The organism is Streptomyces sp. NPDC037054, from assembly GCF_055606745.1.
Window position 1 is genome coordinate 310,230 of sequence record NZ_JBVJSJ010000004.1, and the last position, 24,212, is coordinate 334,441.

Below are 24,212 nucleotides of genomic sequence, written 5' to 3' on the forward strand. Positions count from 1 at the left end.
ATGGGATCCGCTGTGGATTCTTCTGTGGATGCTGCTGTGGAGGTGGAGCGTGAGCGAACCGCGGTCCGCGCCGACGGTCGGACAGGTCGTCCTCGGCCGGCGCCTGCTGGACCTGCGGGAACGCGCCGGGATGAAGCGCGAGGAGGCCGCCGCCATCCTGCGTGTCGCACCCGCCACGGTCCGCCGCATGGAGATGGCCGAGGTCGCCCTCAAGATCCCGTACCTCCAGCTGCTGCTGAAGGCCTACGGGGTCCCGGAGGACGAGGCCGACGCCTTCGTCCAGCTCGCCGAGGACGCCAACCGGCCCGGCTGGTGGCAGCGCTTCCACGACATCCTGCCCGGCTGGTTCTCGATGTACGTCAGCCTGGAGGGCGCCGCCAGCCTGATCCGCAGCTACGAGCCCCACTTCGTCCCCGGCCTGCTCCAGACCGAGGACTACGCGCGTGGTGTGCTGCGGTCCGGCGCCATCGGCCAGACCCGGCCCGAGGACATCGAGCGGCACGTCGCCCTGCGCATGCAACGGCAGGAACTGCTCACCCGTAAGGACGCGCCCAGGGTCTGGGTCGTGATGGACGAGACGGCGCTGCGCCGCCAGGTCGGTGGTCCGGAGGTGATGCGCGCCCAGATCGACCGACTGCTCGAGGGCGCGGACCTGCCCAACGTGACGCTGCAGGTCGCGCCCTTCGACAGCGGGCCGCATCCCGGCACCTACGGGCCGTTCGTGCTGTTCCGATTCGCCATGCCCGAGCTTCCGGACATGGTCTACAGCGAGTACCTGACCGGCGCCGTCTACCTGGACGCGCGTGCCGAGGTGGCGACCCACCTCGAGGTCATGGACCGCATGGCGGCACTGGCCGCTACGGCACATCGCACGAAGGAGATCCTGCGGGATCTCCGCAAGGAGCTGTGAATGAACCGCATCAAGCCCCAGCCTCAGCCGCGGGTCCGCGCCGAGCGGATCTACAACGGCATGCCCGCGCGGGAGCTGGGCAGCGAGGGCTGGCACAAGCCGTGGAGCGGCGGCAACGGGGGCAACTGTCTGGAGGCGATGAAGCTCGCCGACGGCCGGATCGCCGTCCGCCAGTCCACCGACCCGGACGGACCCGCGCTGATCTACACCTCCGACGAGATGACGGCCTTCATCGAGGGCGCCAAGGCGGGTGAGGCCGACTTCCTGCTGTCCTGACCGCCCCTTTTTCTGATGATCCTTAGCGTCCTGAGCTTTTCCGAGCGCTGTTTTTCTGAAGATGTCCTGAGCTGATCATTAATAGCTGTTTCTCGACGCCATCCGCCGGTCGGCGGGTGGCGTCGTCGTCTCATCGTCGTGACGCCTCCGACGGCCCCGGCGGAAGCACCCGGCACAGCGCCTCGAGCGCCGGTCCGTACGCCGCCTCCGAGGGCGTCGCGTACCCCACCACCAGCCCCTCGCGCGGTTCCATGTCCGTCGCCGGATGCCGGAAGGCGGCGAGCCCGTCCAGCGCGATGCCGTGCCACGCCGCGGCCTTGACGGCGGACCGCTCGGTGCCCGGCGGCAGCCGCAGTACCGCGTGCAGCCCCGCCGCCACCCCGGTCACCCCGATGTGCGGGGCGTGCGCGGCAAGGGCCGCGAGGAGACGGTCCCGGCGGCTCCGGTACCGCTGCCGCATGCGCCGCACATGACGGTCGTACGACCCGGAGGCCAGGAAGTCCGCGAGGCTCAACTGGTCGAGAACGCTCGCCCAAGCCTCCCGGTCACCCTTGGCGGCCAGCACCCCGTCGACGTACCGCTCCGGCAGCACCATCCAGCCCAGCCGCAGCGCGGGGGACAGGCTCTTGCTGACCGAGCCGATGTGGATCACCCGCTCGGGATCGAGGCCCTGGACGGCGCCGACGGGTTTGCGGTCGTATCGGAACTCCCCGTCGTAGTCGTCCTCCAGGACCAGACCGTCACGCGCGGGTGCCCAGTCGACGACGGCGGACCGGCGCTCCGGGTGCAGCGGCCCGCCGGTCGGGAACTGGTGCGCCGGCGTCAGCAGCACCGCCCGCTCCCGCCCCAGCCGGTCCACCCGCGCCCCGTCGTCGTCCAGCGGCAGCGGTACGGTCCGTACGCCCGCCGCCGCGAGCAGTTCCCGGTGGAAGGGCAGGCCGTACGCCTCCACCGCCAGCGGACCGTCCAGAACCCCGCCACCACCGTCCCCGAACAACAGCCGCACGGCGTGCGCGAAACCGGAGCAGATCACGATGCGGCCCGGCTCCGTCCGCACACCACGCGCGCGTGCCAGATACTCCGCGAGCGCCTCCCTGAGTTCGGGGCGCCCGGCGGGGTCGCCCGGACCGAACACCTCGTCCGGCGCCCGCTGAAGCGCTCTCCGGTAGGACGCCAGCCAGGCGGTGCGCGGGAACGCCGACGCGTCCGGGGTGCCCTGCCGCAGGTCGTGGCGCGTGCCACGCACGCGTGGCGGCGACTTCTTCGGCACGCGCGCGCGTGGGCTCAGCGGTTCCGTCCGCTCGGCGACCCGCGTGCCCGAGCCCTGGCGGGCGGTCAGCCAGCCCTCCGCGACGAGCTCCGCATACGCGTCCGCCACCGTGTTGCGCGCCACGCCCAGGTCCGCGGCGAGCGAGCGGTACGGCGGCAGCCGCGTGCCGGGGGCGAGCCGGCCGCTGTGCACGGCCTCCCGCAGGGCACGGATCAGCGCGGCCCGGCGGCCTCCCGGTCCGGACAGCTCCAGATGCAGATCGGCGCCGATCCGCTCGGCGGCGTCGACCCACGAGCCGGCCGGGCGGCTCGGCCCGGGGGACGGCTCGCGCGAGGAATTGACCCATGAATCCGGCATCAAAATGAACCCTACAGCCGGTCTTTCCGGTTCGTAGGTTGAAGGACATGACGACGAACACGGCCACCGAGCCGCGCCTGAACTTCGCCCAGTCCGCCCCCAAGGCCTTCCGCGCCCTCATCGGCTTCGACGCCGCCGCCCGCGAAGGCCTCGACCCCGCGCTCGTCGAGCTGATCCAGATCCGCGCCTCGCACCTCAACCACTGCGCGTACTGCCTCCACATGCACACCAACGACGCCCGCAAGGCGGGCGAGAGCGAGGACCGGCTGCACATGGTCGCCGTGTGGCGCGAGGCCCGGCACTTCTTCACGGAGAAGGAGCAGGCCGCCCTCGCCCTGACGGAGGCCGTCACCCTGGTCGCCGACGCCGGCGTCCCGCAGGACGTCTACGCACAGGCCGCGGCCCACTTCGACGAGCGGGAACTCGCCCAGGTCATCGCCCTGATCTGCACGATCAACACCTGGAACCGCGTGGCCCTCGCGACCTGGAAGGTCGCCGGCACGGACGAGCGGTAGACACCCTTGCGGAGCCGCCGGAGAGCGTCCGTGGGTCAGGTGAGCGCCAGCAGATAGGACAGCGCCGCCGCGGCCGAGGCGACCGTGCGGACGTGGTTCCACGCCGTCCATTCGCGCACGTACGCCGACCAGTACGCCGCCGTCTCCGGCGTGCCCGGCTCCCTCTCCCGCAGCGCGTTGTTGCGCGGCACGTTCGCGGCGGCGGTCACCCCGAACGAGCCCAACAGGAACAACGCGCTGCCCAGCAGCAGCTCCACCGCCCCCTCGTCCGGCCACAGCACGAACGTCACGACGGCTATCACCGCGGCCAGCACCGCCGACCCGGTGAACACCAGCATGAACGCCGGCCGCACCGCCGCCACGTTGATCGCCTGCATCGCGGCCACGCCCTGCGCGGGCGGCAGCGCCGCCAGCCCTCTCATCACGAACGTCGAGAAGCCGCAGAACACCCCGGCCGTCAGCCCGGTACCGAGCACCCCCAGCACCGTCAGTACGAAGTACGGTCCGTCGATCATGCCGATGTCACCCCTGTGCAGTCCTGAACAGCCGCGCGGCCCGTCCGCCCAGCCGTCACCACCAGTGAAGCCCCGCGCGCGCACGACGACCATGGCCGAGCGGCGCGGACGCATACGCGAGCGTCCAGCAACCGTCCCGCTCGCCGCCCCCGATCGGCGGGGCCGGCCCGGCCGGGTCTCCCGCGCGCCGGGCGGCCGGCCGGGCCCGGCTGCGGACGGCGCATCATGGGCCTGTGCGACTCGAAGCGATCACCTGGGACCGGCTCGGCGACCTGCTCGCCGAGCGCATCCTCGACCTGGAGACGGCCGACGGCGGATCCTGGGCGCGCGTGGCCCTCGACGGCGCCCCGGCCGCCCGCCCCGGCGACCTTGCCGAGCGCGTCGGGGAGGCCCTGCGCGTCCGCGGCCGTCCCTCGCTCGTCGTCGGCACGGAGGGCTTCCTGCGCCCGGCCTCCCTGCGCCTCGAGTACGGCCGCCGGGACCCGGAGTCCTACTACGGCGGCTGGTACGACACCGGCGCCCTGTGGCGCGAGGTGTTCGGCCCGCTCGACCCCGGCGGCGACGGACGCGTCCTGCCCGACCTGTGGGACCCGGTCACCGACCGCGCCACTCGCAGCTCGTATGTCCAACTCCCGCCCGGCGGCGTCCTGTTGATGCACGGCCCCCTCCTCCTGCGCCACTGGTTCCCGTTCGACCTGACCGTCCACGTCCGCCTTTCCCCGGGCGCCCTGCGCCGCCGCACACCCGAGGCCGACCACTGGACCCTGCCCGCCTTCGAGCGCTACGACGACGAGACCGACCCGGCGCACACCGCCGACGTCCTGGTGCGCGCCGACGACCCGAATCACCCGGCGTGGAACGGGTGAACCGGCCGGGCCCCGGCGCGGCGACCTGGCCGAACGGCACCCGCCACCGCCGCCTGCCACCGGCACGCGCACGCGGAGCCGCGCCTTCCAGCACCCTCACCGGCCCGCCGGGCTCCGGGTGCGGGTCCCGGAAGGCGCGGCGAGAATGATGCACGCCGGGACTAGCGGTGCGCCCCCGCATCGCGCCGGCCGTCCGGCACCAGGAGGTACCGAATGACCACCGCCGGAGACATCATGCACCGTGGCGCCCAGTGGATCCCCGCCCACGAAACCCTGGACCGCGCCGCCCAGTTGATGCGCGAACTGGGCGTCGGCGCCCTGCCCATCAGCGACGAGAACGAACGGCTCTGCGGCATCCTCACCGACCGCGACATCGTCGTCGGCTGTGTCGCCATGGGCCACGACCCGTCCCGGGTCACCGCGGGCGACATGGCCCAGGGCACCCCGCGCTGGATCGACGCGAACGCCGACATCAGTGAGGTCCTCCGGGAGATGCAGGAGCACCAGATCCGCCGGCTGCCCGTCATCGAGAACAAGCGCCTCGTCGGCATGATCAGCGAGTCCGACCTCGCCCGGCACCTGGCCGACGACCAGATCGCGACCTGGGCGGAGAGCGTCTACGCCAAGACCTCCGCGCGCTGAACCACCCCGGCCACCCGGCCCGCCCCGAGAGCGCGCGTCGCGACCGGCCCGTGCGTCGTCGCGACCGGCCCGCGTGTCACAACCAGCCGTTGCGCCGGAAGCCCCGGTACAGCACCAGGCAGGCGACGGATATGACGCCGATGACGAGCGGATAGCCGAACCGCCAGTGCAGCTCCGGCATGTGGTCGAAGTTCATGCCGTACATCCCGCAGACCATCGTCGGCACGGCGATCACCGCGGCCCACGCCGTGATCTTCCGCATGTCCTCGTTCTGCGCGACCGTGACCTGCGCGAGGTGCGCCTGGAGGATCGAGTTGAGCAGCTCGTCGAAGGCGGCGATCTGCTCAACGGCCCGCATCAGATGGTCCGAGACGTCCCGGAAGTACGCCTGTATCTCCGGGTCGACCACGCGTATGGGCCGTGTGGCGAGGTCCTCCAGCGGGCGGCTCAGCGGCACCACCGCCCGCTTCAGCTCCAGCAGTTCGCGCTTGAGCTGATAGATCCGGCCCGGATCGACCCGGGCGCCCTGCTCGGCGAACACGGCCGTCTCGACCTCGTCGATGTCCCCGTGCACGGAGTCGGTGACGGACAGATAGTCGTCCACCACATGGTCGGCGATCGCGTGCAGCACCGCCGACGGTCCCTTGGCGAGCTGATGGGGCGCGGACTCCAGCTCCTCCCGCAGCGGGCCGAGGGAGCCGTGCCGCCCGTGCCGGACCGTGATCACGAAGTCCTCGCCCGCGAACACCATGATCTCGCCGGTGTTCACCACCTCGCTGGTGGCGGTCAGTTCGTCGTGTTCGACGTAGCACACCGTCTTGAACACCGCGAAGAGCGTCTCGCCGTACCGCTCCAGCTTGGGCCGCTGATGCGCCTCGACGGCGTCCTCGACGGCCAGCGGGTGCAGGTCGAACAGCTCGGCGATGCCGGCGAACTCCTGGTCCGTCGGCTCGTGCAGTCCCAGCCAGACGAAGCCCTCGCCGCTCTTGCGCACCTGCCGCACCGCGTCGACGAGGTCGCCGCCCGTCGGGACTCGGCAACCCTCCTGATAGGTCACGCAGTTGACCACCGAGGAGCCCAGCGGGGACCGGGCCGGGTGGCTCAGGTCGACGCGCGGGCGCCGCCGGGCCAGCCGTGCCACTCTGCGCAGGCCGCTCACACCGCCGATGCTCGTGACCCTCCGCAGATTCCCTGCCATGGACATCTGGATCTCCTCGCCTGGATCTCCTCGCGTCGCGTCTCCGCGCCCTGGTCGGGCCAGTTTGCCAGCACGGCGCCAACGGCGGACGAGCCTGTGGAAACGGAATGTTCCGCTTTGTTCCCGGCGCGCCACGGAGCGTCCGGCCTTGGCGTGTCCCGGCACGCCCTGGCACCTCCTGGTTCGTCCCGGTGTGTTCCGGTGCGTACCGGTGTGTTCCGGGCCGTGGACGTGCGGCGGGTGAGCGTCCCGCCGGAGCGTCGCCCCCGACGGACAACCGGGACAACTGGGATGATCGGGGCATGATGCGAACCGACGGGTACCTCCTCGACGACCGGCCTGCCGACGCGGAGCGCTTCGACGCGTTCGCCGCGCTCTTCGACTCCACCACCTTCCGGCATCTCGAGGCCCTCGGCGTCGGACCGGGCTGGCGCTGCTGGGAGGTCGGCGCGGGCGGCACCTCCGTGGCCTCCTGGCTGGCGAAGCGCGTCGGTCCGACGGGTCGCGTCATCGCGACCGACGTCGACGTCTCGCGCTTCGCCCGGGCCGTCCGCCCGCCCGTCGAGGTCCGCGTGCACGACGTGTGCGCCGACAACCCGCCGGGGGAGGGCTTCGACCTGGTCCACGCCCGCCTCGGCCTCACCCAGGTGCCGGACCGGGAACGGGCGTTGCGGGCGATGGCCCGGGCCCTGCGCCCCGGCGGACGGCTCCTGGTGGAGGACGCCGACCCCGCGTTGCAGCCCCTGCTCTGCCCCGACGAGTTCGGCCCGGAACAGCAGCTCGCGAACCGGCTGCGGCAGAGCTTCCGCCAGATGCTCGCCGACCGCGGGGTCGACCTCACGCACGGCCGCAGGCTGCCCCGGCTGCTGCGCGCGGCCGGACTGCGGTGCGTGGAGGCCGACGCGTACTTCCCGCTCGCCTCGCCGGCCTGCGCGGCTCTGGAGAACGCGACGGTCCGCCAGGTCCGGGGCCGCCTCGTCGCCGCGGGGCTGGCCACGGACGAGGACATCGACCGCCACCTCGCGAACGTGGCGTCCGGAGCCATGGACCTCACGACCGCCCCGATGATCTCGGCGTGGGGCCGCAAGGGGTAGAGGCCGCAGATGACCCGCGCGCTCAGCGGGTGCGCGGCGCACCACGGGGCGCGCCGCGCAGGCGGGCTTCCGCGACGCCTCCACGCCCCCGCCCTCCCGTCGTCAGCCCGGTACGGGTGGTCTGCCGCCCACCAGCTCGACCGCCCGCGCCCCGGCCCTGCAGCCCTCCCACGCCGCCGCTTCCGGATCGGCGCCGGCGAGCAGCGCGGCGAGGAACGCGCCCGTGAAGGCGTCACCGGCCCCCGTGGTGTCCCGGGCGGTCGCGGGTACGGCGGCCACCTGCGCCACCACGGCACCGGAGCGGGCCACCAACGCGCCGTCCGCGCCCTGCTTGACGATCACCAGCGGCACGCGCCGGCTCAACTCGGCCGCCGCTTCCGCCGCCCCGGACCGCCCCGTCAGCAGACACGCCTCGGCGCGGCTCGGCAGCAGCACCTCTACGTCCTCGACGAGTGCCAGGAAGCGGTCCGCGCCCAGGTCCTTGAGGAAGCCCGCGGAGGCCGGGTCCAGGCTCACCGGCACGCCACGCGCGCGTGCCGACGCCACGGCCGCCGCCACCAGCGCACGGCTCGGTCCGGAGAACAACAGATAGCCCGACAGGTGCAGACGGGCGACGCCGTCCAGGAGTTCGTCCGACCAGTCGCCGGGCCCGAGCCGCAACGAGGCGCCGCTGTCCGTGAGGAACGTCCGCTCGGCCGCCGCATCCGCGTCGACCAGGCAGATCACCGTTCCCGTCGGCGCCTCCCGGTCGACGACCAGCCGCGGCAGCACCCCGTGGGCGGCCAGCTCCCGCTCGTGCCACGCCACGGCCTCCGCACCCACGCGGCCGAACATCCGCACCTCCGGGCACCCCCAGTGGCCCGCCCAGCAGGCCACGTTCGCGCCCGCGCCGCCCGGCACCCGTCGGATCACCGCCGCCGTGTCCGTGCCCGCGGCGAGCGGTCCCCGGTGCCGGGCGACGACGTCCGTGATCACGTCCCCGGCGACCAGCAGCGCACCGCCCGTGCTCGGCCCGGTCGCGCTCACGCCCCGGCCCAGGCCGTCGCGATCCGCGCCGCGAGACGTACGTTGCCGCGCACCGCCGCCAGATTGGCGCTCAGCGAGGCGCCGTCGGTATGCCGGACCAGGTAGTCGAGCAGGAACGGGGTGACGCCCTGCCCGGTGACCCCCTGCTCCTCGCACGCGCGCAGCGCCTCGTCGAGCACGCGCGCGTGCAACTCCGGATCGAGCTGCTCCTCCTCCGGCACCGGGTTGGCGACGATCAGCGCCGACTCCGGCGCACCGAGAGCGTCCTGGGCCCGCATGACGTCCGCCACCCGCTCCGGAGTGTCCAGCGTCCAGTCCACCGGATGCCCGGAGTCGGACAGGTAGAAGCCGGGGAAGCGGTCCGTGCCGTACCCGACGACCGCGATGCCCAGCGTCTCCAGGCGCTGCAGCGTCGCCGGCACGTCCAGGATGGACTTCACGCCCGCGCACACCACCGTGATCCGCGTGCGGGCCAGCAGACCCAGGTCGGCCGACTCGTCCTGCGTGACGGTCCACTGCCGGTGCACTCCGCCCAGCCCGCCCGTGGCGAACACCCGCACGCCCGCCAGGGCCGCCAGCAGGGCCGTCGCCGACACCGTGGTCGCGCCGCTCGCCCCCGACGCCACCGCGAGCGGCAGGTCCCGGTGTCCCAGCTTGCGGATCCCGTCCTCGTTCGCGACGCGCTCCAACTGCTGCTTGTCCAACCCGACGCGCGGCCGCCCGTCCAGCACCGCCACGGTCGCGGGAACGGCGCCTTCCTGCCGTACCGCCGCCTCCAGTTCCAGCGCCACCTGGAGATTGCGGGGGCGTGGCAGGCCGTGCGCGATGATCGTCGACTCCAGCGCCACCACCGGCCGGCCCGCGCCGAGCGCCTCCCGTACCTCTTCGGACACCGTCAGCACCACGCGCCTGCCTCCTGTCTGTCGGTCTTCCCTCATCTCTGGCGAACGGCGTGCCGGGTCAAACCCTTGCCGCAGGTGCCGGATAGCCGTCAGAACAGCGGCTCGGGCAGCACGCCCTCCAGGGCGAGCAGCTTCCGCTTGGCCTCCAGGCCGCCGCCGAAGCCCCCGATGCCGCCGTCGCTCTCCACGACCCGGTGACAGGGCACCACCACCGGCAGCGGGTTGGCGCCCATCGCCGTGCCCACCGCCTGCGCGGCGCCCGGCTGACCGACCCGCGCGGCCAGGTCGCCGTAGCCGACGACCGCGCCGTACGGCACGCCGGACGCCAGCTCGCGCAGCACCTGCCGGTTGAAGCCCGATATCAGCGACCAGTCCAGCGGCAGGTCGAAGTCACGCCGACGGCCCGCGAAGTACCCCTCGACCTGGCGTATCGCCTCGGTCAGCAGCGGGGAGCCGGGCGCCTCCACGGGCTCGCGGCCCAGGCGGGACGCGAGCCGTTCGAGCGCCCGGTCGCGCACGGCGTCCGTGGCGTGGAAGACGACGTTGACCAAGCCGTCACGTGTCGCGGCGAGCAGCAGCGGACCGATGTCGGTGCCGACGACCGTCCACACGACCTGCTGCTCCACCTGCCCATGGCTGTCCATGCGCCCACCGTACGGCCCGCCACTGACAACGCCCCGTGGACGGCCGGGGGATCAGCCGCCGTCCACCGCCGCCCGCACCACGTCGGGCTTGTTGGTGATGATCCCGTCTACCCCGTACCCGGCGACCCGCTGGGCGTTGTCCGAGTCGTCGACGGTCCAGGTGAAGACCTCCAGGGGCCTGCCGTGCGGCCCCGTGAAGGCCTGGACGGCGGCCACGTACCCCAGCGACACCGTGCGGTACGACGGGTTGATCTGGTCGGCGAAGTCCGCGTACGCGGGCAGCTCGGACACGGACGGCGTACCGAGGAAGCCGGTCTTCACGGCGGGCTTCAGCTCGTGGACGGTCCGCACGCTGTCCGCGCTGAAGCTCTGCACCACCAGACGGCCCGCCACGTGCGCGCGGTCCAGCCAGCCCTCGTTGCTGAGCACCTTGAGGGTCTGCTTCTCGATGCCCGGGTACAGCTGCGGGTTCTTGATCTCCAGCAGCAGCTTCTGGTGGTGGTGCTCCACACGGCGCACGTACTGCTCCAGCGTCGGCACGCGCGCGCCCGCGTAGGCGGGACCGAACCATCCGCCCGCGTCGAGCCGCGCGATCTCTGCGGCGGTGAAGTCCTTCACCTTCCAGGGGGCGCGGCCGGGGAAGACCTGCTCCACGTTCGTGGTGCGCGCCAGGCTGTCGTCGTGGATGACGACGAGCTCGCCGTCCCTGGTCCGCTGGACGTCGTTCTCGACCCAGCGGAAGCCGAGTTCGGCCGCCTTGTCGACGGCGGCCAGTGTGTTCTCCGGCGCGTAAGCGGAGGCGCCCCGGTGGGCGATCACCAGCGGCGGCTCTGCCTGCGCCGCCCCGGCAGCCGAGGCCGGGAAGAGAGCGGCGACGGTTCCCAGGAGCGCGGAGGTCGTGGCGGCAACTGCGCGCGCGTGCATGCGTACTCCTCGCGACGAACGATCACGGACAGCTCAACTCTGGCAGCAGAGGGTCAACGCGAGAGGGGCGCAGAATGGCCACAGAATGAATGGCGGCGCCACAACTCCACACACTGGGGCCGCACAAGTGGGTCAAGGCCGTGTTTCTTTGCCGGATAGTCGTTCGACCATTCCGGTGGACGTCATACTCTCTGCCTCGACCTCGACCGCTGCGGCGGTCCTGGGGGAGGGGACGCAACGGGGAAATCCGGGATGTAAAAGGCGGAAGGGCAGCCGCGCATGCAAGGCACGGTCGACGGATTCAGTTACGGACTCGTCACACCGCTGGTGGCCTACCTCATGGCCTGCCTCGGCGGTGCCCTCGGCCTGCGCTGCACCACCAGATCCCTGCTCGTGACGCGGTCGTGGCGACCCGGCTGGCTGGCCCTCGGGTCGGCGGCGATCGGCTCCGGCATCTGGACCATGCACTTCGTCGCCATGATGGACTTCACGGTCGAAGAGGCGCCGATCCACTACGACAAGCCCATGACCTACGCGAGCCTGGGCGTCGCCGTCCTCATGGTGGGCATCGGGATCTTCATCGTCGGCTACCGCGGAGCGCGGGGCACGGCCCTGTTCACCGGCGGCACCATCACCGGCCTCGGCATCGCCTCGATGCACTACCTGGGCATGGCCGGCATGCGGCTCGACGGCGAGTTCCGGTACAACACGGCCACCGTCGCCGCGTCCGTCGTGATAGCCATGGCCGCGGCCACCGCCGCGCTCTGGGCCGCCTGCCAGATCAAGGGCTTCCTGTGGAGCGTGGGCGCCAGCCTCGTGATGGGACTCGCGGTCAGCGGCATGCACTACACGGGCATGGCCGCCCTCAGCGTCCACCTGCACGGCACGGCAGCCCCCGCCGCGGGGGAATCGCCCGCCACCCTGCTCGCCCCCATGCTGGTCGGCCCGCTCGCGTTCCTCTTCCTCGCCGGCGTCGTCGTGATCTTCGATCCGCTGATGGTCATGGGACGCGTCGCCGCCGCTCCCGTCGAGCACAAGCCCGGCGTTCCCGCCGGCGAAGTGATCCACCAGCCGGGCCACCACCCCCTCAGGCCCCGCCGCCCGCTGCGCGTCCGCGGCGTCCGCACCCCGCAGAACCGCTGATCACGCCGCATTGTCAGTGGCGGGTCGTACGGTTGATGGCATGCGGCCCGTTTCCCAGATCGAACGCACGGTGGCGCCCTTCGAGGTCGTCAGCCCCTACCAGCCGAGCGGCGACCAGCCGACGGCCATCGCCGAGCTCGCCCGGCGCATCGAAGCCGGCGAGAAGGACGTCGTCCTGCTCGGCGCGACCGGCACCGGCAAGTCCGCCACCACCGCGTGGATGATCGAGAAGCTCCAGCGCCCCACGCTCGTGATGGCGCCGAACAAGACCCTGGCCGCCCAGCTGGCCAACGAGTTCCGCGAGCTGCTGCCGAACAACGCGGTCGAGTACTTCGTCTCGTACTACGACTACTACCAGCCCGAGGCGTACGTCCCGCAGTCGGACACCTACATCGAGAAGGACTCCTCGATCAACGAGGAGGTCGAGCGCCTGCGCCACTCCGCGACCAACTCGCTGCTCACCCGCCGCGACGTCGTCGTGGTCGCCTCGGTCTCCTGCATCTACGGCCTCGGCACCCCGCAGGAGTACGTGGACCGGATGGTCCCCCTCCGGGTGGGCGACGAGATCGACCGGGACCAGCTGCTGCGGCGCTTCGTCGACATCCAGTACACGCGCAACGACATGGCGTTCACCCGCGGCACCTTCCGCGTCCGCGGCGACACCATCGAGATCTTCCCGGTCTACGAGGAGCTCGCCGTCCGCATCGAGATGTTCGGCGACGAGATCGAGGCCCTGTCCACGCTGCACCCGCTCACCGGCGAGATCATCAGCGACGACCAGCAGCTGTACGTCTTCCCGGCCTCCCACTACGTCGCCGGCCCCGAGCGCATGGAGCGGGCTGTCAACGACATCGAGAAGGAGCTGACCGAGCGGCTCGCCGAGCTGGAGAAGCAGGGCAAGCTCCTGGAGGCCCAGCGCCTGCGGATGCGCACCACCTACGACATCGAGATGCTCCGCCAGATCGGCTCCTGCTCCGGCGTGGAGAACTACTCGATGCACTTCGACGGCCGCCTGCCCGGCTCCCCGCCCAACACTCTGCTGGACTACTTCCCCGACGACTTCCTCCTCGTCATCGACGAGTCGCACGTCACCGTCCCGCAGATCGGCGCCATGTACGAGGGCGACGCCTCCCGCAAACGCACCCTCGTCGACCACGGCTTCCGGCTCCCGTCCGCCCTGGACAACCGCCCCCTGAAGTGGGAGGAGTTCCAGGAGCGCATCGGGCAGACGGTCTACCTGTCGGCCACTCCGGGGCAGTACGAGCTGTCCCGCTCGGACGGCGTCGTGGAGCAGATCATCCGCCCGACCGGCCTGGTCGACCCGGAGGTCGTCGTCAAGCCCACTGAGGGCCAGATCGACGACCTGGTGCACGAGATCCGCAAGCGGGTCGAGAAGGACGAGCGCGTCCTCGTCACCACCCTCACCAAGAAGATGGCCGAGGACCTCACGGACTACTTCGTGGAGCTCGGCATCCAGGTCCGCTACCTCCACAGCGACGTCGACACCCTGCGCCGCGTCGAACTGCTGCGGGAACTGCGCAGCGGTGAGTACGACGTCCTGGTCGGCATCAACCTCCTCCGGGAGGGCCTCGACCTGCCCGAGGTCTCGCTGGTGGCCATCCTGGACGCCGACAAGGAGGGCTTCCTGCGCTCCGGCACCTCCCTCATCCAGACCATCGGCCGCGCCGCGCGCAACGTCTCCGGCCAGGTCCACATGTACGCCGACAAGATCACCCCGGCGATGGAGAAGGCCATCGACGAGACCAACCGCCGCCGGGAGAAGCAGGTCGCGTACAACAAGGCGAACGGCATCGACCCCCAGCCGCTCCGCAAGAAGATCAACGACATCGTCGCGCAGATCGCCCGCGAGGACATCGACACGGAACAACTGCTCGGCTCGGGCTACCGCAAGTCCAAGGACGGCAAGACCGCCAAGGCGCCGGTGCCGTCCCTGAGCACCCAGCAGCCGGGCGGCAAGGCGGCCAAGGGCAAGGGGAGGGCCAAGGTGGCCGAGACCGTGCCCACCGACCGGCCCGCCGCCGAACTCGCCGGGCAGATCGAGGAACTCACCGCACGCATGCGTGCCGCCGCGGCGGACCTCCAGTTCGAGATCGCGGCCCGGCTGCGCGACGAAGTCTCCGAGATGAAGAAGGAATTGCGCCAGATGCAGGAGGCCGGCCTGTCCTGACGAAACGGCCGCCAGCGGGGCGGCGCCGGGCGCCCGAACCGGGCCACGGCACCGCCGATCCGCCCCGGTGGTCCCACCCGGAACGCGCTGTGTTGCAAGACCGACACAAAGTGCGGACCTGGGTACGGCGATGTCAGTGGTCGTGCGTAGGGTTCTGGTCAACCGCGACTCCGCGGCAACAGGGGAAGTTCGAGAGGGGAATCAGCGCGTGACCGTCAACATGACCAAGGGTCAGGCCATCAGTCTGCAGAAGAGCGACGGCGGCAGCCTGACCGCGGTGCGCATGGGTCTCGGCTGGCAGGCGGCTCCCCGTCGCGGCCTGTTCGGTTCGCGCACGCGGGAGATCGACCTGGACGCCTCCGCCGTTCTGTTCGCGGACAAGCAGCCCGTCGACGTCGTCTTCTTCCGCCACCTGGTGAGCGACGACGGCTCGGTGCGCCACACCGGCGACAACCTCGTCGGCGGTGTCGGCCAGGGCGGCGACGACGAGGCGATCCTCGTCGACCTGCAGCGCCTTCCGGTCCACATCGACCAGATCGTGTTCACCGTGAACTCGTTCACGGGCCAGACCTTCCAGGAGGTGCAGAACGCGTTCTGCCGCCTGGTCGACGAGACCAACGGCCAGGAGCTCGCCCGCTACACGCTCGCCGGAGGCGGCGCCTACACGGCCCAGATCATGGCGAAGGTGCACCGCTCGGGCCCGGGCTGGAGCATGACGGCCCTCGGCACTCCGGCCAACGGCCGCACCTTCCAGGACCTGATGCCGTCCATCCTGCCGCTGCTCTGACGGCGGTCCGGCCGACGGGGGCCGGCGAGCGGCACACGACACCACACAAGTGACACAGGGGGACGAAGGCGATGACGGCCGAGCTGGTGCGGGGGCAGAACCACCCGCTCTCCCAGACCCGTCTCGAGATCCGGGTCTCGGCCGGCACGCCGATCGTGGCAGCGGCCACGCTCAGCGACGAGGACGGCCGGGTCAACGGAGTGGAGTGGGTGGCCCACCCGGGCACACCCACCCTGCCGGGACTTGAAGTGTCCCGGCAGGCAGCCGCCGACCACCGCCTCGCGGTGGACCTGGCCGCCATGCCGGACGCCGTCCACCGGGTCAACGTGCTGCTCGCCCTGCCCGCCGCCGACGGGGGAGGCCCGGCCCGCTTCGGCGCCGTGGCCGCCCCCTTCGTGGCCGTCACCGGCCTCGACGGCACGGAGGTCGCCAGCTACACCATCACCGGCCTCGACGCCGAGACCGCCGTCGTCGCCCTGGAGCTGTACCGACGGCTCGACGCCTGGAAGGTGCGGGCCGTCGGCCAGGGCTACGCGGGCGGCCTCGCCGAACTCCTCACCGACCAGGGCATGGCCGAGGCCCACCAGCTCTCCGCCGGCATCAACGACGCGGTGGCCAGCGGCCTGGCCCGCTCGGTGTCGGCACCCCCGCCGCGCACGGCGGACGGCGACCGCTCACGGCAGACGGCGGGCCAGGCGCCCGGCCCGGACCACGGCGGCCCCGCCACCCAGGGCGCCCCCGGCGCCGTCCCGCCCACCTCGCCGTACGGCCACCCGGGCACGCCCGGACCGCAGCCGGCGTACCCGGGCGGCGCGGACCAGCCCGGCGGTCCCCAGCCGTCGATGCCCACCGCGGGCGGTCCGATCAACTACAGCCACCCGGGCCGGCAGACCTCCGCCGCGCCGCCGCCCCCGCCGACCGCGCCCCCGGCCGAGCCCGGACAGCCCGCGCGGCCCGTCGCGGGCGACGCCACCGGCTGGTCCATGGACGAGCGGCTCTACAACCAGGTCTGGGGCATGTTCGAGGACCTGGCCCGCACCACCGCCGCGTACCGCAGCGCCGTCGACTTCGCCGACTCCCGTATGGAGAAGGAACTCGACCAGGTGCTGTCCGATCCGCGCAGCAGGATCGGCGGGCAGGGCGACGCCGCGCGCGAGGCGGCCCGCGCCCGGCACACCCAGCTCGTCACCCAGGCCGCGGAGGCCCTCGAACGGGACCTCGCCCAGCTCACCGCCGAGGCCGAGGTCGTCGAGCCCGCGCTGCCCGCGGCGTTCGCCCGCTGGGACAACCCCGTCTGGCACGGCTACCGCGTGCCCATGGAGATGCCGATGGCCCTGCGCCTGGGCGATCTCCACGTGCCCGAGGCCACCCAGGTGCGCATACCGATGCTGGTGAGGCTCCCGCTGGAGCGCGGGCTGTGGCTGGACAGCGGCCGGGCCGGTTCACTGGACGGCACCTTCGCCGACTCGCACGAACTGCGCAGGCTGGCCATGGAGTCGGCGGTGGCCATCGCCGCGCGGCTGCTCGCGGTCCACCCCGCCGGCGAGTTCTCCGTCCACGTCATCGACCCGGCCGGCTCGGGTGCGCAGCCGCTGGCGCCGCTGGTGCAGAGCGGGGTGCTCGCGAGCCCGCCCGCGCAGGGCGCCGCCGGTGTCGCGGACGTCCTGGCCCGGCTCACGCAGCGCGTCGACCTCGTGCAGATGGCGGTGCGTGGTGGCGCGGCCGACGCACTCCCGCCCGACCTGGACCTGGCTCAGCAGCTCCTCGTCGTGAACGACTTCCCGCACGGCTTCGACGACCGGGCCGTGAACCAGCTGCGCTACCTCGCCGACGAGGGACCGGCCGTCGGCGTCCATCTGATGATGGTCGCCGACCGCGAGGAGTCCTCCGGCTACGGGCCTTTGCTCGACCCGCTGTGGCGTTCGCTGCTGCGACTGACGCCGGTGCCCGACGATCACCTGGCCGACCCGTGGGTCGGTCACGCCTGGACCTTCGAGCCCGCCATGGTGCCTCCCGGCAGTCAGGTGCTTCAGCAGGTGCTCGGTCAGGTCGCGACGGCCCGCCGCGACTGGAAACGGTGACGGCCGGGGCCTGCGCCAAGCACACGTAAAGCGCCTCCCACCAGGCAACTTGGCCTTACTTTTACCGAGCTCTTTACCTTTCCTTGGGGATTGGGGTACTGTTTTCCGTACGGAGGGGAGTACTCCCTGTTTGTGCGGCGTGCCCGTCAATACGGATCTGCCCAGATCCCGGGGCGTCGGCCCGTGGGTCCCGGGCGCTTCGCGCGCTCCGGCACCCGGGGTGGAAGAGACCTCCGGCAGCGACGACGCTGACATTTGCCGTTACGACTGCCGGAGGCGCAGTGGATGTTTCCCTGACCCTGTGGGTCCTGACCGTTGTGGGCCTCGCCGCCCTCATCGCGGTCGACTTCTTCATCGGCCGCAAGCCGCACGACGTATCCATCAAGGAAGCCGGAATCTGGACGGTCGTCTGGATCGTGCTGGCCGCTCTCTTCGGGCTCGGACTGCTCGTCTTCGGCGGCGGGCAGCCCGCGGGCGAGTTCTTCGCCGGCTTCATCACCGAGAAGTCGCTGAGCGTCGACAACCTCTTCGTCTTCGTCCTGATCATGGCGAAGTTCGCGGTGCCGTCGCAGTACCAGCAGCGGGTGCTCCTCATCGGCGTGCTCATAGCCCTGGTTCTGCGGGCCGTCTTCATCGCCGCGGGCGCCGCGATCCTCGCCAGCTTCTCCTGGGTCTTCTACCTCTTCGGCGCGTTCCTGATCTGGACCGCCTGGAAGCTCATCCAGGAGGCCCGGGCCGACGAGGACGACGAGGAGTACGAGGAGAACAAGCTCCTCAAGGCCGCCGAGCGCCGCTTCGGCGTGGCCGACCGCTACCACGGCACCAAGCTGTGGATCGAGGAGAACGGCAAGCGGATCATGACGCCGATGCTGGTCGTCATGCTCGCGATCGGCACCACGGACGTGCTCTTCGCCCTCGACTCGATCCCGGCGATCTTCGGCCTGACGCAGGACCCGTACATCGTGTTCACCGCCAACGCGTTCGCGCTGATGGGTCTGCGGCAGCTGTACTTCCTCATCGGCGGCCTGCTCAAGAAGCTGGTCCACCTCAGCTACGGCCTGTCGATCATCCTCGGCTTCATCGGCGTCAAGCTGGTGCTGCACGCCCTGCACGAGTCCGGGGTCCACGTCCCGGAGATCGGCATCCCGGTCTCCCTCGGCGTGATCTGCTCCGTGCTGATCGTCACGACGATCACCAGCCTGCGGGCCTCCAAGAAGCAGGCGGCGGCCGACGCCGCGCGCGGCGGGGACGACAGCGTGTCGAAGGACAGCGTCGACGTCTGACGGCGACGGCGAGGGACCGCACCGGCCGGGCCGCGGACCGGACACGCGACACCGGGAGCGAACGGGAGAACCACCGCCCGCCGCTCCCGGTGGCGTGACCCGCGTCGCGTACGGGCCCCTGCCGGTCGCGGCAAGGCCGGACAGGGTCGGCGAGCAGCGTGATAGACCGGTGCCGAGCAGGGCCGTCGACGGGCGGCCCGACCCCCGAAGGACCGGAGGAACCGTGCCCCGCACCCTGGCCAGCGCCCCGATCATGATCCTCAACGGCCCCAACCTGAACCTGCTCGGGCAGCGTCAGCCGGAGATCTACGGCTCCGACACCCTCGCCGACGTCGAGGCGATGTGCGCCAAGGCGGCGGCCGCCCACGGCGGCACGGTGGACATGCGCCAGTCCAACCACGAGGGCGAACTGGTCGACTGGATCCACGAGGCACGTCTGAACCACTGCGGGATCGTCATCAACCCCGGCGCCTACTCGCACACCTCCGTCGCGATCCTGGACGCGCTGAACACCTGCGACGGCCTGCCGGTGCTGGAGGTGCACATCTCCAACATCCACAAGCGGGAGTCGTTCCGGCACCACTCCTACGTCTCGCTGCGCGCCGACGGGGTCATCGCGGGATGCGGAGTGCAGGGATACGTGTTCGCCGTCGAGCGGGTCGCGGCGCTGGCCGGGGCCGGGCAGGCCGACACGTAACCCGATCACGCGGCCATGTGTGAAGCGTTCACACGGGGCGCGTGGCGCGGGAGATCACCATCCGCGTGCGCGCCACTCGGGCAGGTGCGGCCGCTCGGCGCCGAGCGAGGTGTCGTTGCCGTGCCCCGGGTAGACCCAGGTCTCGTCCGGCAGCGCGTCGAAGATCTTGGTCTCCACGTCGTGGATCAGGCTGGCGAACGCCTTCGGGTCCTTGAACGTGTTGCCCACGCCGCCCGGAAAGAGGCAGTCGCCGGTGAACACGTGAGGGTGGCCGTGCGGGTCGTCGTAGACGAGGACGATCGAGCCCGGTGTGTGGCCGGTCAGGTGGCGTGCGGTGAGCTCCACGTGCCCGACCCGGATGGTGTCGCCGTCCTCGACGAGGACATCGGTCGGTACGGGGATGCCCTCGGCGTCGTACCGCCCCGCGTAGGTGCGGGCGCCGGTGGCGGCCACGACGTCGGCGAGCGCCTGCCAGTGGTCGCCGTGCCGGTGGGTGGTGACGACGGAGGCGATGCCGTCGTCGCCGATGGTGCCCAGCAGGGTCTCCGCGTCGTTGGCCGCGTCGATCAACAGCTGCTCGTCGGTGGCCCGGCAGCGCAGCAGGTAGGCGTTGTTGTTCATGGGGCCGACCGCGACCTTGGTGATCATCAGGTCTTTGAGCTCGTGCACGTCGGCGGGCCCGCCGACCGTGACCTCTCCGCTGTACGTCATGTACGCCAGCCTATCCCCGGGGAGGTCGGCACAGAGGGCCCGCCGGACGCCCGTTACAGCGGCGGGAGCGCGGGCAGCGAGCCGCCCTCCACCGTGAGCGCGGACCCCTCGCGCCGGCCGGCGAGCCAGCCGAGCAGGCCGGCGGGCGTCCCCGCGACGGTGACCTCGGGTTCGTCGGCCTCCCGGCCCGTGCGCCACGCGTGCGTGCCGTCCGTCAGCCGGGTCGCGGGCACGTCGGGGTGCCCGGCGAAGCGCTCGGCGAGGAATTCGATCTCCCGCTGCGTGAACTCCTCCGGAAGATCCTCCAGCTCGTAGCCGATGCCGAGGTCCACGTGGTGCAGTTCGACCTCGACCCAGCGACGGAAGGGCACCCTGGCCGCCGTGTCCGTCACGCCGTTGCGCAGCTGCACGGTGCGCGACCAGTCCGCCGGTACGGCCGAGGCGTCCTGGAAGCGGGCGGCGCTGTCGCGTACGTCGGCGACCTGGACGTCGAGGGCGCGGGGGGCGTCCCGCTCGATGTCGGCGTCGCGGGCCTCGGCGGAGACGTACATGGGCCGGCCCTCCATGACGTTCACGAGGGCGTCCGCGTTGCGGGCGAGGTGGGCCAGGATGTGACCGCGGGTCCAGCCGGGCAGCCGTGACGGTTGCGTCACCGCGGCGTTGTCCAGTTTGCCGACCGCGATGAGCAGTCGCTCGGTCGCGTCCCGTACAGACGCCAGGTCATGAGCGTGATCAATCATGCTGCTGACCCTAGCCTCGCCACACGTTCGGGTGAAGACGGCTGACCGAGACCGCTAATCGAATGCACGTGCTATATGGTCGAGTGCGGCGTCGGGCATGCTGGATGGTCGGGGATTGTTAAGCGACCGGGAATCCGACCGGCGTTGTCAGTGGCTCCCCCTAGTCTGAGAAAGCACGGGGGCCTCGCCCCTGTCACTTCTCTCAAGAAAGGTGCGGACCGGCGTGGCCGACCGTCTCATCGTCCGTGGCGCGCGCGAGCACAACCTGAAGAACGTCTCGCTCGACCTGCCTCGTGACTCGCTCATCGTCTTCACGGGCCTGTCCGGGTCGGGCAAGTCCTCCCTGGCCTTCGACACGATCTTCGCCGAGGGCCAGCGGCGCTACGTGGAGTCGCTCTCCTCCTACGCCCGGCAGTTCCTCGGCCAGATGGACAAGCCGGACGTGGACTTCATCGAAGGCCTCTCCCCGGCGGTCTCCATCGACCAGAAGTCGACTTCGCGCAACCCGCGCTCGACGGTCGGCACCATCACCGAGGTCTACGACTACCTGCGCCTGCTCTTCGCCCGCATCGGCAAGCCGCACTGCCCGGAGTGCGGCCGCCCGATCTCGCGGCAGTCGCCGCAGGCCATCGTGGACAAGGTGCTGGAGCTCCCGGAGGGCAGCCGGTTCCAGGTGCTGTCGCCTCTCGTCCGCGAGCGCAAGGGGGAGTTCGTCGACCTCTTCGCCGACCTCCAGACCAAGGGTTACTCCCGCGCGCGTGTGGACGGCGAGACCATCCAGCTCTCCGAGCCGCCCACGCTGAAGAAGCAGGAGAAGCACACCATCGAGGTGGTCGTCGACCGCCTCACGGTGAAGGAGTCCGCCAAGCGGCGGCTCACCGACTCCGTCGAGACGGCCCTCGGCCTGTCCGGCGGCATGGTCGTGCTCGACTTCGTGGACCTCCCCGAGGGCGACCCCGAGCGCGAGCGCATGTACTCGGAGCACCTCTACTGCGCGTACGACGACCTGTCCTTCGAGGAGCTGGAGCCGCGCTCCTTCTCCTTCAACTCGCCCTTCGGCGCCTGCCCCGAGTGCACCGGCATCGGCACGCGCATGGAGGTCGACCCGGAGCTGATCGTCCCTGACCCGGACAAGTCGCTCGACGAGGGCGCCATCCACCCCTGGTCGCACGGCCACACCAAGGACTACTTCGGCCGCCTGATCGGTGCCCTCGCGGACGCCCTCGGCTTCCGCACGGACATCCCCTTCGGCGGCCTGCCGCAGCGCGCCAAGAAGGCCCTGCTGCACGGCCACAAGACCCAGATCGAGGTGCGGTACCGCAACAGGTACGGCCGCGAGCGGCGCTACACCACGCCGTTCGAGGGTGCCGTCCCCTTCGTGAAGCGCCGGCACAGCGAGGCCGAGAGCGACGCCAGCCGCGAGCGCTTCGAGGGCTACATGCGCGAGGTGCCCTGCCCGTCCTGCGAGGGCACGCGCCTGAAGCCGATCGTCCTCGCGGTCACGGTCATGGGGAAGTCCATCGCCGAGGTCGCCGCGATGTCCATCAGCGACTGCGCCGACTTCCTGGGCGAGCTGAAGCTCACCGCCCGCGACAAGAAGATCGCCGAGCGCGTGCTGAAGGAGGTCAACGAGCGGCTGCGGTTCCTGGTCGACGTCGGCCTCGACTACCTCTCGCTGAACCGCGCGGCGGGCACGCTGTCCGGCGGCGAGGCCCAGCGCATCCGCCTCGCCACCCAGATCGGCTCCGGCCTCGTCGGCGTGCTGTACGTCCTGGACGAGCCGTCCATCGGACTGCACCAGCGCGACAACCACCGGCTGATCGAAACCCTGGTCCGGCTGCGCGACATGGGCAACACGCTCATCGTCGTGGAGCACGACGAGGACACCATCAAGACGGCCGACTGGATCGTCGACATCGGCCCCGGCGCCGGCGAGCACGGCGGCAAGGTCGTCCACAGCGGCTCCTTGAAGGAGCTGCTGGCCAACACCGAGTCCCAGACCGGCCAGTACCTGTCCGGGCGGAAGGCCATCCCGCTGCCCGAGGTGCGCCGCCCGCGCGACCCGTCCCGGCAGCTCACGGTGCACGGCGCCCGGGAGAACAACCTCCAGGACATCGACGTGTCGTTCCCGCTGGGTGTGTTCACCGCGGTCACGGGCGTGTCCGGATCCGGCAAGTCCACCCTGGTCAACGACATCCTGTACACGCACCTGGCCCGCGAGCTGAACGGCGCGAGAAGCGTCCCCGGCCGGCACACGCGCGTGGACGGCGACGACCTCGTCGACAAGGTCGTGCACGTTGACCAGTCGCCCATCGGCCGCACCCCGCGGTCCAACCCGGCGACGTACACCGGCGTCTTCGACCACATCCGCAAGCTGTTCGCGGAGACCACCGAGGCGAAGGTCCGGGGCTACATGCCCGGCCGGTTCTCCTTCAACGTCAAGGGCGGCCGCTGCGAGAACTGCTCCGGCGACGGCACCATCAAGATCGAGATGAACTTCCTCCCGGACGTCTACGTGCCGTGCGAGGTCTGCCATGGCGCCCGCTACAACCGGGAGACCCTGGAGGTCCACTACAAGGGCAAGTCCATCGCCGACGTCCTGAACATGCCGATCGAGGAGGCGATGGACTTCTTCGAGGCGGTCCCGGCGATCTCCCGCCACCTCAGGACGCTCAACGACGTGGGCCTCGGATACGTCCGGCTCGGCCAGTCCGCGACCACCCTGTCCGGCGGTGAGGCCCAGCGCGTGAAGCTCGCGAGCGAGCTCCAGAAGCGCTCCACGGGCCGCACGGTCTACGTCCTCGACGAGCCGACCACCGGCCTCCACTTCGAGGACATCAGCAAGCTGCTCACGGTGCTCAACGGCCTGGTGGACAAGGGCAACACGGTCATCGTCATCGAGCACAACCTCGACGTGATCAAGACCGCCGACTGGCTCGTCGACATGGGTCCCGAGGGCGGCGCGGGCGGCGGCCTGGTCGTCGCCGAGGGCACGCCCGAGCAGGTGGCCGGTGTCCCCACCAGCCACACCGGCAAGTTCCTGCGGGACATCCTCGACGCGGACCGGATCAGCGACGCCTCGATCCCGGCGGCGCGCAAGCGGACGACCGCGAAGGCGACGACCGCGCGGGCGACGGCGGCCAAGAAGACGTCCGCCGCCAAGTCCACGACCAGGAAGACCGCCACCAAGACGGTCGACACCACGGAGAAGGCGACCGCCACCGCCAAGAAGGCGGCCCCCGCGAAGAAGGCGACCCGGGCCCGCAAGGCCTGACCCGCCCCACCCGCACACGCGACGCGCCCCACGAGACCAGCTCCCGTGGGGCGCGCCGCGTTGCCGCACGGAGTGCGGGCTGCCTGGCAGGAGCCGACGCGGGCTGCCTGTCGGAAGCCGACCATCCGCGAACAGAACCCGGCCGCCTCCGAACACGAGCCAACCGCTC

Annotated in this window: 22 protein-coding genes; 13 read left to right on the forward strand and 9 right to left on the reverse strand. The window is 71.3% G+C overall.

The window, feature by feature from the left end; genetic code table 11:
- Positions 1-49: 49 nt before the first annotated feature.
- Positions 50-910, forward strand: a complete 861-nt coding sequence (locus ACZ7D7_RS12320; RefSeq protein ID WP_470824011.1) for a helix-turn-helix domain-containing protein — start codon at positions 50-52, stop codon at positions 908-910.
- Positions 911-1,186 (forward strand): DUF397 domain-containing protein, encoded by a 276-nt coding sequence (locus ACZ7D7_RS12325; RefSeq protein WP_470824012.1) that lies wholly within the window; start codon positions 911-913, stop codon positions 1,184-1,186.
- Between the two features lie 130 nt (positions 1,187-1,316).
- Here the strand turns inward: ACZ7D7_RS12325 and pdxR are convergent, their stop codons facing one another.
- Complete coding sequence (pdxR, locus tag ACZ7D7_RS12330) at positions 1,317-2,813, reverse strand: MocR-like pyridoxine biosynthesis transcription factor PdxR (RefSeq protein WP_470824013.1); 1,497 nt, start codon at positions 2,811-2,813, stop codon at positions 1,317-1,319.
- 47 nt (positions 2,814-2,860) lie between these two features.
- On the opposite strand from pdxR, the gene ACZ7D7_RS12335 reads away from it, so the two are divergent.
- Positions 2,861-3,328, forward strand: a complete 468-nt coding sequence (locus ACZ7D7_RS12335) for a carboxymuconolactone decarboxylase family protein (protein ID WP_470824014.1) — start codon at positions 2,861-2,863, stop codon at positions 3,326-3,328.
- Positions 3,329-3,363: 35 nt separating this feature from the next.
- On the opposite strand, the gene ACZ7D7_RS12340 is transcribed toward ACZ7D7_RS12335, so the two are convergent.
- Positions 3,364-3,843 carry an anthrone oxygenase family protein gene (locus tag ACZ7D7_RS12340; protein ID WP_470824015.1) on the reverse strand — a complete coding sequence of 160 codons (480 nt, stop codon included), beginning with the start codon at positions 3,841-3,843 and terminating at the stop codon, positions 3,364-3,366.
- Between the two features lie 233 nt (positions 3,844-4,076).
- Between ACZ7D7_RS12340 and ACZ7D7_RS12345 the strand changes: the two genes are divergently transcribed.
- The gene (locus ACZ7D7_RS12345; protein WP_470824016.1) at positions 4,077-4,709 is read left to right on the forward strand and encodes a nucleoside/nucleotide kinase family protein; all 633 of its coding nucleotides are present in this window, start codon (positions 4,077-4,079) and stop codon (positions 4,707-4,709) included.
- A gap of 213 nt (positions 4,710-4,922) precedes the next feature.
- Positions 4,923-5,351, forward strand: a complete 429-nt coding sequence (locus ACZ7D7_RS12350) for a CBS domain-containing protein (RefSeq protein WP_470824017.1) — start codon at positions 4,923-4,925, stop codon at positions 5,349-5,351.
- Between the two features lie 76 nt (positions 5,352-5,427).
- Here the strand turns inward: ACZ7D7_RS12350 and ACZ7D7_RS12355 are convergent, their stop codons facing one another.
- Entirely contained in the window at positions 5,428-6,555 is a 1,128-nt protein-coding gene (locus tag ACZ7D7_RS12355; RefSeq protein ID WP_470824018.1) for a magnesium and cobalt transport protein CorA, read from the reverse strand.
- A gap of 296 nt (positions 6,556-6,851) precedes the next feature.
- Between ACZ7D7_RS12355 and ACZ7D7_RS12360 the strand changes: the two genes are divergently transcribed.
- Complete coding sequence (locus ACZ7D7_RS12360) at positions 6,852-7,643, forward strand: class I SAM-dependent methyltransferase (protein WP_470824019.1); 792 nt, start codon at positions 6,852-6,854, stop codon at positions 7,641-7,643.
- Between the two features lie 102 nt (positions 7,644-7,745).
- Here the strand turns inward: ACZ7D7_RS12360 and ACZ7D7_RS12365 are convergent, their stop codons facing one another.
- The 4 genes from ACZ7D7_RS12365 to ACZ7D7_RS12380 all read right to left on the reverse strand — a co-directional run bounded on the left by ACZ7D7_RS12365 (position 7,746) and on the right by ACZ7D7_RS12380 (position 11,139).
- Positions 7,746-8,669, reverse strand: a complete 924-nt coding sequence (locus tag ACZ7D7_RS12365) for a carbohydrate kinase family protein (protein ID WP_470824020.1) — start codon at positions 8,667-8,669, stop codon at positions 7,746-7,748.
- Positions 8,666-9,574, reverse strand: a complete 909-nt coding sequence (locus ACZ7D7_RS12370; protein ID WP_470824021.1) for a pseudouridine-5'-phosphate glycosidase — start codon at positions 9,572-9,574, stop codon at positions 8,666-8,668. Before ACZ7D7_RS12370 ends, ACZ7D7_RS12365 begins: the two co-directional genes overlap by 4 nt.
- An 86-nt stretch (positions 9,575-9,660) precedes the next feature.
- Positions 9,661-10,215 carry a methylated-DNA--[protein]-cysteine S-methyltransferase gene (locus ACZ7D7_RS12375; RefSeq protein WP_470824022.1) on the reverse strand — a complete coding sequence of 185 codons (555 nt, stop codon included), beginning with the start codon at positions 10,213-10,215 and terminating at the stop codon, positions 9,661-9,663.
- Positions 10,216-10,266: 51 nt separating this feature from the next.
- Positions 10,267-11,139, reverse strand: a complete 873-nt coding sequence (locus tag ACZ7D7_RS12380; RefSeq protein ID WP_470824024.1) for a glycerophosphodiester phosphodiesterase — start codon at positions 11,137-11,139, stop codon at positions 10,267-10,269.
- 279 nt (positions 11,140-11,418) lie between these two features.
- Between ACZ7D7_RS12380 and ACZ7D7_RS12385 the strand changes: the two genes are divergently transcribed.
- The 6 genes from ACZ7D7_RS12385 (at position 11,419) to aroQ (ending at position 19,318) form a co-directional block, all read left to right on the forward strand.
- A complete protein-coding gene (locus ACZ7D7_RS12385; RefSeq protein WP_470824025.1) occupies positions 11,419-12,282 on the forward strand; it encodes an MHYT domain-containing protein in 864 nt (287 codons plus the stop codon).
- Between the two features lie 40 nt (positions 12,283-12,322).
- A complete protein-coding gene (uvrB, locus tag ACZ7D7_RS12390; RefSeq protein ID WP_470824027.1) occupies positions 12,323-14,470 on the forward strand; it encodes an excinuclease ABC subunit UvrB in 2,148 nt (715 codons plus the stop codon).
- A gap of 208 nt (positions 14,471-14,678) precedes the next feature.
- Entirely contained in the window at positions 14,679-15,257 is a 579-nt protein-coding gene (locus ACZ7D7_RS12395; protein WP_470824028.1) for a TerD family protein, read from the forward strand.
- Positions 15,258-15,328: 71 nt separating this feature from the next.
- Positions 15,329-17,338, forward strand: coding sequence for a TerD family protein (locus ACZ7D7_RS12400; protein WP_470824029.1), 2,010 nt, complete (start codon positions 15,329-15,331; stop codon positions 17,336-17,338).
- Between the two features lie 281 nt (positions 17,339-17,619).
- Positions 17,620-18,621 (forward strand): TerC family protein, encoded by a 1,002-nt coding sequence (locus ACZ7D7_RS12405; protein WP_470824030.1) that lies wholly within the window; start codon positions 17,620-17,622, stop codon positions 18,619-18,621.
- 223 nt (positions 18,622-18,844) lie between these two features.
- On the forward strand, positions 18,845-19,318 hold the full coding sequence (gene aroQ, locus ACZ7D7_RS12410) for a type II 3-dehydroquinate dehydratase (RefSeq protein ID WP_470824031.1): 474 nt from the start codon (positions 18,845-18,847) through the stop codon (positions 19,316-19,318).
- 54 nt (positions 19,319-19,372) lie between these two features.
- On the opposite strand, the gene ACZ7D7_RS12415 is transcribed toward aroQ, so the two are convergent.
- Together ACZ7D7_RS12415 and ACZ7D7_RS12420 are read right to left on the reverse strand one after the other, a co-directional pair.
- The gene (locus tag ACZ7D7_RS12415) at positions 19,373-20,029 is read right to left on the reverse strand and encodes an MBL fold metallo-hydrolase (protein ID WP_470824032.1); all 657 of its coding nucleotides are present in this window, start codon (positions 20,027-20,029) and stop codon (positions 19,373-19,375) included.
- A gap of 53 nt (positions 20,030-20,082) precedes the next feature.
- Positions 20,083-20,769, reverse strand: a complete 687-nt coding sequence (locus tag ACZ7D7_RS12420) for a maleylpyruvate isomerase family mycothiol-dependent enzyme (protein ID WP_470824033.1) — start codon at positions 20,767-20,769, stop codon at positions 20,083-20,085.
- A gap of 223 nt (positions 20,770-20,992) precedes the next feature.
- Here ACZ7D7_RS12420 and uvrA point away from each other — a divergent pair, with 223 nt between their 5' ends.
- Complete coding sequence (gene uvrA, locus ACZ7D7_RS12425; protein WP_470824034.1) at positions 20,993-24,043, forward strand: excinuclease ABC subunit UvrA; 3,051 nt, start codon at positions 20,993-20,995, stop codon at positions 24,041-24,043.
- The last annotated feature ends 169 nt before the right edge of the window (positions 24,044-24,212 follow it).